Origin of the sequence: Sphaerospermopsis reniformis, assembly GCF_005402885.1 — a bacterium.
Taxonomy (GTDB): domain Bacteria; phylum Cyanobacteriota; class Cyanobacteriia; order Cyanobacteriales; family Nostocaceae; genus Sphaerospermopsis; species Sphaerospermopsis kisseleviana.
In genome coordinates this window covers 1-1,257 of sequence record NZ_BJCE01000486.1, presented here as the reverse complement: position 1 = coordinate 1,257, position 1,257 = coordinate 1, and the positions used below count along the sequence as shown (strand labels likewise).

At 44.5% G+C, this 1,257-nt stretch carries 1 protein-coding gene and 1 pseudogene; one reads left to right on the top strand and one right to left on the bottom strand.

Annotation, left to right across the window (positions count from 1 at the left end):
- Positions 1-312: pseudogene (locus FFR48_RS27915) on the top strand (hypothetical protein); the annotation flags it as partial.
- A gap of 81 nt (positions 313-393) precedes the next feature.
- On the opposite strand, the gene FFR48_RS27910 reads toward FFR48_RS27915, so the two are convergent.
- On the bottom strand, positions 394-1,179 hold the full coding sequence (locus FFR48_RS27910) for an MlaE family lipid ABC transporter permease subunit (RefSeq protein WP_096572100.1): 786 nt from the start codon (positions 1,177-1,179) through the stop codon (positions 394-396).
- Positions 1,180-1,257: the final 78 nt, after the last annotated feature.

Below are 1,257 nucleotides of genomic sequence, written 5' to 3'. Positions count from 1 at the left end.
GCTCAGCAGTTATCTCCTCCGATTGTACTCTCCCATCTACGTACTAAAATCTTACTCTCTCTTCCTCCGTCACCATTTATCTTTCGCCTGTCCTCAGTCCACATTTCCTTCTCCCTCGTTCCTAGTTCCCAGTCCTTAGTCCACAGTCCCCAGTCCCCAGTCCTCAGTTCCCAGTCCCCAGACCCCAGTCACCAGTCACCAGTCACCAGTCCCCAGTCCCCAGTCACCAGTCACCAGTCACCAGTCCCCAGTCCCCAGTCACCAGTCACCAGTCACCAGTCACCAGTCACCAGTCCCTGTTTTTTGACTTGATTTGCTCCCCATCACTGTTATAACCAGCAACTTGGTTTATTATCTGATAACTGATAACTGATAACTGTTAACTGATAACTGTTAAAGTACAGGCTGCTCAAACAGTAGCAAAGCCAGTACAAAATCCATAATAAAAATTGCTACCCAAGTAGTTACCACTGCGGTTGTTGCAGATTCTCCTACTTCCTTAGCGCCCCCCCTGGTAGTCATTCCCCAACTACAGCCATTAACTGCAACTATTAGCCCAAAAATCCAACCTTTGAGCAAAATAATCAAAATATCTGAAGGTGCTAAAAAATCTCGGACTGATTCTAAAAATCTCTCTGGCGGAACTTGATAAAATTGTGCTGCTGCGAAAACTCCGCCACTGATGCCAATAATTACGGCAAAAATCATCATCAAAGGCATCATCAAACAACAAGCAATTACTCTTGGCAGTACGAGATAATCAATAGGATCGGTTTTCAGCATATAAAGGGCATCAATTTGTTCTGTGACTCGCATTGCGCCTATTTCCGCTGCAAACGCTGATCCTACTTGTCCAGCAATAATACTAGCAGTTAAAATTGGGGCTAATTCTCTGCAAAAAGCTAAGGCGAAAGCACCTCCCACAGTCTCCACAGCACCAAATCTCACCAATTCTCTTGCTGTTTGAATGGTGAAAATCATCCCTGCAAAACCAGAGACTAAAAGAACTGGTGACAGAGAACCAGGTCCAGCCTTGACTGTATGTTCTAGAATTTTTCGGTAATAGGTTTTGCCTTGAAGTATGTGCAGGGAAATTTGACCAAGGAGTAGCACTGTGGCTAAACAGCGGAAAATCCACAATTGCTCTGGGTTTCTTGATGGTTGCAAGTTTACCGCCATTAGTGTTGATTTTTTGATATTATTCAACACAAGTAACAAAAAGTGGGAAATATTGCACAGGAGGCAGGAGGCAGGGGA